Below are 6,627 nucleotides of genomic sequence, written 5' to 3' on the forward strand. Positions count from 1 at the left end.
GCTCTCACGACGATCGGCGCGCTCTCAGCACCACGTCGTGTAGTACCGCCTCTTCTCCGGCCGGGTTGCGGGCCCTGCGGGTCTCTTCAGTTGCTGTAATCACCTGCCACTGCTCAGTCTTCAGCCGTGCGGAGATGGCCGCCACTTGGGCTGAGGCTTTTTGCGGAGGCTGGCCGGATGAATGACTGTGAAGCCCTTTGAGGTGCCCCACGATCAGCAGCGACCCCCGGGGCTTGACCCATGAAGCGATCCGCTCATAGAAGTCCAACTGTGAGGACGCCGGATGCGCGTAGTGCGTCATCACCAGATCGAACTCGACCTCGGGAGTCCATGCTGTCGCATCGGCTTCCACCCAGTGTGTGGGGTCGGTGACCCCGGCCTCGGCAGCCCTCCGTGCCGCATGTTCGAGGGCACGAGCGGAGATATCAACGCCAGTGACGTCCCACCCGCGACGCGCGAGGTGAATGGCTTCCGCCCCTGTGCCGCATCCGGCATCAAGGACTGTCCCCGGCGGTAGGGAATGCGTCTCACGCTGTAGGTATGGATTCGCAGGCGAGACGATCACTTCGGCTTCACGACCAGCCGCCCAGTGAGCTTCCCAGTAGGGCTTATCAAACTCATGAGTCATGGTTGCCATCCTGACCCCACGCCCAGCACACGGCAGAACGGTTTGCGGAAGCGGCAAATTCTAGGAACGCCATTAGAGTGCAGATGTGGATGAGCAGACGCATGAAATGGTGCGCGACATTATCGCTTCAGTACCGCCCGGCAAAGTCGCGACATATGGGGATATTGCTGCGATCGCTGGCCTTGCCACTCCTCGACTTGTGGGACGGGTACTGCGGGAGGACGGCTTCGACCTCCCCTGGCACCGGATCATCCGCGCCAATGGCATCCCCGCGACGCACCTGCTCACCGAGCAGCTAGAACGTCTGCGGACAGAGGGAGTGCTGGCTGAAAACTACCGAATAGACCTGAAGCGCTACCGGTGGGATCCGCCTCAGGACTAGCCTGTTGGCTGCGTTCCGAATCTTAGGCGATTACTGGGGCGCGGCATGCTGACGCACCCAGGAGTGCATCGCGATCCCGGCGGCCACACCGGCGTTGATCGACCGAGTAGACCCAAACTGGGCGATGGAGAGGGTCGCATGAGCCGCCTGCCTGATCGGCTCGCTGAGCCCGGGCCCCTCTTGCCCAAACACCAGCACGCACTGCTCGGGCAGCGGGTATGTCTCCAAAGGCACCGATTCTGGAAACAGATCCACACCAAGAACGATGACGCCTGCTGACTCGGCCCAGCCCACGAACTCCTCAACAGTCGGGTGGTGCCTGATGTGCTGGTACTTGTCGGTCACCATCGCACCACGCCGATTCCACCGCTTCTTTCCGATGATGTGGACTTCCTTCGCCAGAAAAGCATTCGCGGTCCTGACCACTGTTCCAATATTGAAATCGTGCTGCCAGTTTTCAATGGCGACGTGGAAGCGATGCCGCTTGGAGTCCAGGTCTGCGACGATCGCCTCATGACGCCAGTACCGGTAGGAGTCGATCACATTGCGCCGGTCACCCTCGCGCAGAAATGTCGGGTCGAGGTGCGCATCATCGGGCCAGGGCCCCACCCAGGGGCCGACTCCCACTTCCCTCTCGGGCTCGCCCAAACCCTGGGAGTGGTGGGCATCGGGGCCCGCGGCGTCGTCGTTCTCTCTTTTGGGCTGATCCACGTCATTACCCTACTCGCGGTGACCGATCTGCTCGATTAGCCCCGATTCGATAAGCTCATGGCATGGGTGATGTGCAGAATCCTTTGGAAATTCTTGGGCTCGACCAGCTGCGACGCCGGCAGTCCATCAAGTGGCGAGCCTTCGGCGACGAGGTCCTGCCACTGTGGGTGGCTGAAATGGACACTCCGCTTGCTGACCCGATCGCTCGCTCACTGCAGGAGATGATTGAGCTCGGGGACACCGGATACCCGCACACCGGACCCTATGTGGATGCGTTCCTGCACTTTGCACAGCAGCGCTGGGACTGGACTCCACTGCCAGAGCAGATCCGTCCCGTGCGGGATGTCATGACCGGCGCTGTAGAGGCGCTGAAGCTGATCGGCGAGCTGTGGGACACCGTCATTGTGTCTTCCCCGGTTTACCCCCCGTTTTTTATGCATCCGGTCAGCGCCGGAAGGCGTGTGGTGGAGGCCCCGCTCGGCGCCGACGGCCGTTTGGACTTCGACATGCTGGAGGAATCCTTCAATCTGCGCACCACCGGCGGGCAGGCAGCCTACTTGCTGTCCAACCCGCATAACCCCACTGGCGTGGCACACACCAAGAAGGAGCTGGAGAAGCTCGCCCAGCTCTCCGCCGACTACGGGGTCCGCGTGGTGGCAGACGAGATCCACGCCCCCCTGGTCTACTCGGATGCCAAATTTACGCCGTACCTCACCGTGGATCCGCGAGGGTATTCGGTCATGTCAGCCTCCAAAGCGTGGAACCTGGCCGGTCTGAAGGCTGGGCTGCTGATCGCTGGCGAAGAAGCCACCGCCGAGCTGGCAGGACTAGCTCCAGAAACCTCACACGGGCCGAGTCATGCCGGTGTCGTGGCACAAACTGCCGCCTATGCTGAGAGCCACGAATGGCTCGACGCGGCGATCGCGGGTTTGGAAGCCAACCGCACCCTGCTCGTTGACCTTCTCGCCGAGTCAGCCCCACAGGTCAAGATCTCCTCCCCCGAGTCCACCTACCTGGCGTGGCTGGACTTCTCCGCCTACGGGTTTGATGATGAGCCCAATGGTGGGGCTGAAACCCCAATCCTGGGCCCAGCAAAGCACCTGCTGTCCCAGGGGAAGCTCGCCCTGACCCCTGGCCATGCCTTCGGCACAGGTGGTGAGCATCACGCGCGGTTGAACTTTGCGACCAGTCAAGCAGTGCTCACTGAGGCTGTTCAGCGGATGGGCTCCGCCCTGGAACGCTGAAAATCAGCGCCACCATGGCGAGAGCCCCAATGCCCGCCAGCACCAGATACATCAGCTCCCAACTGCCCAGCAGCTCAGCCAACCATGCGCCCAACGCTGGAGCCAGGGCGATGCTCAGCATCACAGGGGCGTTGAACACTCCCGACAGCCTGCCGTAGGCACGAGGCCCCCAGCGGTCAGTAATGGCAGTGGCCTTCAGCAGGGTGGAGATGCCGCGCCCCACACCGGCGACCATGGCGATGAAGATCAGCCACACGGGGTTGGTGGCGTCCACCGCGAGCGCGGCCGTGCTCACAGCGAGCAGACCGTAGATCCACATATGCCGGGCCACCACACTGAGGTGCCGTTCCATAGCCCAGTAGAACAGTCTCCCCACTACCTGGCCCAGACCCCCAAGTCCCAAGATCCACGCGGCCAACGAGGATGAGACACCGCGGTCTATGAGCATAGGCACCAGGTTGATCATGGCGGCGAACATTGATACCCCGCCCAGGGTGAGCCCTACCGTCATCAGCAGGTATGCCGGCGACCGCATGACACGGCGAGCATAGGCAGTATCACTGTGTTTCTGGTCAGTCAGGCTGGTCTCGGCGTCGTCGTGATCTCGCGGCCCTCGGTCTTCGGCGGGCCAGGGACGGCTCAGCACGAGCCCATGAACGGGGATCGCCACCACGCCGAGCACAACAGCGAGCACCAGGTAGACACCGCGCCAGTCGAAGGCCCCGGTGAGGGCCTCGGTGACAGGCGCGAACACGGTGGAGGCTAGCCCTCCGATGAGAGTGATGACGGTCAGAGCGAACACTCGCCGATGCCCGTACCAGCGCATCACGGCGGCGAAGGCCGGCGGATAGAGGTTACCCGCCATGGCTACCCCGGCGATCAGCCATCCAGTGAGGAAAATCCAGTAGTTCGCAGCCGAAGCGACAGTGACCAGACCCAGCACACCAAGAATGGAACCTGCGGTCATCACCAGCCGCGGACCACGCCGGTCCAGGATCTTACCTACGGGGATGCCCAGCAGCGCAGAGACCACCAGGCCAGCCGAGTAGGCGACCGTCACTGAGGTCGTGGTCCATCCGGTGTCTTCGGCGATGCGCGCAGAAAGCACGGGGAACGCGTAGTAGAGGATGCCCCAAGCGATGATCTGCGTGGTGCACAGCCCAGTGAGGATCACCGGCAGTGCCGGACGGTCCCGGTTCACCGGTGGTTCAGCTCTCGCTCAGAGAAGTCACTCCAGCCCCAGGTCGCCTTTGGAGTACGCGTAGAAGCAGGGCACTCCGGACTCGGCCTCAATCTTCTCTTTGGCACCGGTGTCGCGGTCAACGATCACGGCCACAGCCTGCACGTCTCCGCCGGCAGCCCGAACGCCCTCAACCGCTTGCAGTGCGGACCCTCCCGTAGTGGAGGTGTCTTCCAAGACCACGACTTTGCGCCCTTCGATGCTGGGGCCCTCCACCTGACGGCCCATCCCGTAGGACTTGGCTGCTTTGCGCACCACGAAGGCGTCCAGCTGCCGACCCTGATGGCAGGCCGCATGGAGCATCGCGGTGCCCACGGGGTCTGCGCCCATTGTGAGCCCGCCTACTGCGGAATAGCCGATACCGGCGGCGTCGAGCATTTTGAGCATGACACGACCCACCAACGGTGCAGCCTCATGGTGCAGCGTGACCCGGCGCAGGTCTACGTAGTAGTCGGCTTCTTTACCGGAGGAGAGCGTGACTTTCCCCCGGACAATGGCGTGATGGTCAATGAGTTCGCGCAGTCGGCTGACCTCAGAGTCAGCGCCCGGCGCGGCAGATGCATAGGACGTCATGTGGCCCATCCTATGTCCGCCCACGCACCCGGGACAGATTGAAACTCCAAGCTGCCCTTCAGCCTGAGTTCACCTCACAGTGACATGCCGCTGACTACACTGAACAGTATGCGCGAGCTCCAGAAAACCATCGTTGAGGAAATGGGCGTCAAGCCCCATATTGATCCTGCTGAGGAAATAGACCGACGCGTCGATTTCTTGGCCGATTACGCCACCGCTGCCGGGGCCGAGGGATTCGTGCTCGGGATCTCCGGAGGAGTCGATTCCACACTGGCCGGTTACCTGGCCCAAAAGGCTGCCGAAAAGCTGCGTTCCCAGGGTACAGACGCGCGGTTCCACGCCATGCGGCTGCCACATGGGGTCCAGCATGACGAGGATGACGCCCAATTGGCCCTGGATTTCATAGGCGCTGACCATGTTCACACGTTCAACATCGAGAAGTCCGTCACAGGCGTGGACGTCGCCTACAGAGAAGCCTTCGGGAGCAGGCTGGCCGACTACCACCGGGGAAATGTGAAGGCCCGCCTGCGCATGACGGCCCAGTACGCAGTTGCCGGAGAGAACAATGCTCTGGTCATCGGGACAGATCACGCGGCTGAGTCCATCACCGGGTTCTTCACCAAGTTCGGCGATGGTGGGGCAGACATTCTGCCGAACTTCACGTTGAACAAGCGGCAGATCCGCCACATTCTGCAGCACCTGGGCGTCGATGAGCACATCTGGTCTAAGGCGCCGACGGCCGACCTTTTGGATGACAGCCCAGGGCAGCTGGACGAGATCGAACTGGGCATCACCTATGACCAGATTGATGACTATTTGGAGGGCAAGAGCATTGACGACGACGCCGCCGCACTCCTGGAGGGCCGTTACCTTGCCACTCGCCACAAACGCACCGTTCCTGTCACGCTGCTGGACGGTTGGTGGAAGGACTGACCTGCCGACGGCGGCCGTTTGTGCCGACTTTTTCGGCCGTCAAGTCGGCTATTTGTCGTCCAAGCAGGCCGACGCACGTGAGATCGCGCTGATAACGTGGTGAGCGTGAAAATCGCGACGTGGAATGTGAATTCGATGCGGGCCCGTGCCGACCGGTTGGAAGCCTGGTTGGAGAAGTCTGATGTGGACGTCTTGGCCATCCAAGAAACCAAGTGCAAGAATGACAACTTCCCGTGGGAGCTCTTTGAGCACAACGGCTACGACGTCGCTCACTTCGGGTTCAGCCAGTGGAACGGAGTGGCCATCGCTTCACGCGTGGGCCTCAAAGACGTCCAACGCACGTTTCCTGACCAGCCAGCATTCGGTAAGAACGGCAAAGATCCGATTCAGGAGGCACGAGCCATTGGCGCCACGTGCAGCGGAGTCCGGCTGTGGAGCCTCTACGTCCCCAACGGCAGAGCCCGAGATGATGAGCATATGGTCTACAAGTTGGACTGGCTGCGCCAACTCCGGCAGCAAGCTCAGGCGTGGCTGGCTGAGAACCCTGAGGCCCAGATCGTGCTCGCTGGGGACTGGAACATCGCCCCGGAGGATGACGACGTCTGGGATATGGACTTTTTTGAAAAGAACGAACTGACCCATGTGACACAGCCAGAGCGTGACGTATTCCAGGAGTTTCTGGACGCTGGCTACGCTGACGTAGTGCGCCCGCATGCACCTGGTCCTGGGGTGTACACCTTTTGGGACTACACCAGCCTTCGTTTCCAGAAGCGTCAGGGCATGCGGATTGACTTTCACTTGGCTTCACCGGCTCTGGCAGCGCGGGTGGGGAACGCCTATGTGGACAAGGGTGAGGTCGGCCCAGGGCGCAGTATCAGCGTTTCGGCTGGTCTGTTTCCCTGGGCCGCCTCCCGAA

Annotated in this window: 8 protein-coding genes; 4 read left to right on the forward strand and 4 right to left on the reverse strand. The window is 61.9% G+C overall.

Annotation, left to right across the window (positions count from 1 at the left end; translation table 11 throughout):
- Positions 1 to 4: 4 nt before the first annotated feature.
- Positions 5 to 628 (reverse strand): class I SAM-dependent methyltransferase, encoded by a 624-nt coding sequence (locus FEF26_RS02460; RefSeq protein ID WP_138251953.1) that lies wholly within the window; start codon positions 626 to 628, stop codon positions 5 to 7.
- Between the two features lie 85 nt (positions 629 to 713).
- Between FEF26_RS02460 and FEF26_RS02465 the strand changes: the two genes are divergently transcribed.
- Positions 714 to 1,010, forward strand: a complete 297-nt coding sequence (locus FEF26_RS02465) for an MGMT family protein (RefSeq protein ID WP_138251954.1) — start codon at positions 714 to 716, stop codon at positions 1,008 to 1,010.
- Between the two features lie 30 nt (positions 1,011 to 1,040).
- Here FEF26_RS02465 and FEF26_RS02470 read toward each other — a convergent pair whose 3' ends face one another.
- Complete coding sequence (locus FEF26_RS02470) at positions 1,041 to 1,658, reverse strand: TrmH family RNA methyltransferase (protein WP_243730364.1); 618 nt, start codon at positions 1,656 to 1,658, stop codon at positions 1,041 to 1,043.
- Between the two features lie 125 nt (positions 1,659 to 1,783).
- Here FEF26_RS02470 and FEF26_RS02475 point away from each other — a divergent pair, with 125 nt between their 5' ends.
- Complete coding sequence (locus FEF26_RS02475) at positions 1,784 to 2,965, forward strand: MalY/PatB family protein (RefSeq protein ID WP_138251956.1); 1,182 nt, start codon at positions 1,784 to 1,786, stop codon at positions 2,963 to 2,965.
- Here the strand turns inward: FEF26_RS02475 and FEF26_RS02480 are convergent.
- Positions 2,922 to 4,166, reverse strand: a complete 1,245-nt coding sequence (locus tag FEF26_RS02480; RefSeq protein WP_208012823.1) for an MFS transporter — start codon at positions 4,164 to 4,166, stop codon at positions 2,922 to 2,924. The two genes, FEF26_RS02475 and FEF26_RS02480, sit on opposite strands and share 44 nt — an antisense overlap.
- Before the next feature lie 27 nt (positions 4,167 to 4,193).
- Positions 4,194 to 4,787 (reverse strand): orotate phosphoribosyltransferase, encoded by a 594-nt coding sequence (gene pyrE, locus FEF26_RS02485; RefSeq protein WP_424991715.1) that lies wholly within the window; start codon positions 4,785 to 4,787, stop codon positions 4,194 to 4,196.
- A gap of 99 nt (positions 4,788 to 4,886) precedes the next feature.
- On the opposite strand from pyrE, the gene nadE reads away from it, so the two are divergent.
- Together nadE and FEF26_RS02495 are read left to right on the forward strand one after the other, a co-directional pair.
- On the forward strand, positions 4,887 to 5,711 hold the full coding sequence (gene nadE, locus FEF26_RS02490) for an ammonia-dependent NAD(+) synthetase (protein ID WP_138251958.1): 825 nt from the start codon (positions 4,887 to 4,889) through the stop codon (positions 5,709 to 5,711).
- 105 nt (positions 5,712 to 5,816) lie between these two features.
- Positions 5,817 to 6,627: exodeoxyribonuclease III (locus FEF26_RS02495; RefSeq protein ID WP_138251959.1), on the forward strand; the 811-nt coding region annotated here is incomplete at its 3' end.

Origin of the sequence: Nesterenkonia salmonea, from assembly GCF_005771525.1 — a bacterium.
GTDB classification, from domain to species: domain Bacteria; phylum Actinomycetota; class Actinomycetes; order Actinomycetales; family Micrococcaceae; genus Nesterenkonia; species Nesterenkonia salmonea.

Bases quoted from the DNA above. Each gene is read 5' to 3' on its own strand.
- pyrE (WP_424991715.1), bottom strand. From the start codon at position 4,787: ATGGGCCACATGACGTCCTATGCATCTGCCGCGCCGGGCGCTGACTCT.
- FEF26_RS02460 (WP_138251953.1), bottom strand. From the start codon at position 628: ATGACTCATGAGTTTGATAAGCCCTACTGGGAAGCTCACTGGGCGGCT.
- FEF26_RS02475 (WP_138251956.1), top strand. From the start codon at position 1,784: ATGGGTGATGTGCAGAATCCTTTGGAAATTCTTGGGCTCGACCAGCTG.
- nadE (WP_138251958.1), top strand. From the start codon at position 4,887: ATGCGCGAGCTCCAGAAAACCATCGTTGAGGAAATGGGCGTCAAGCCC.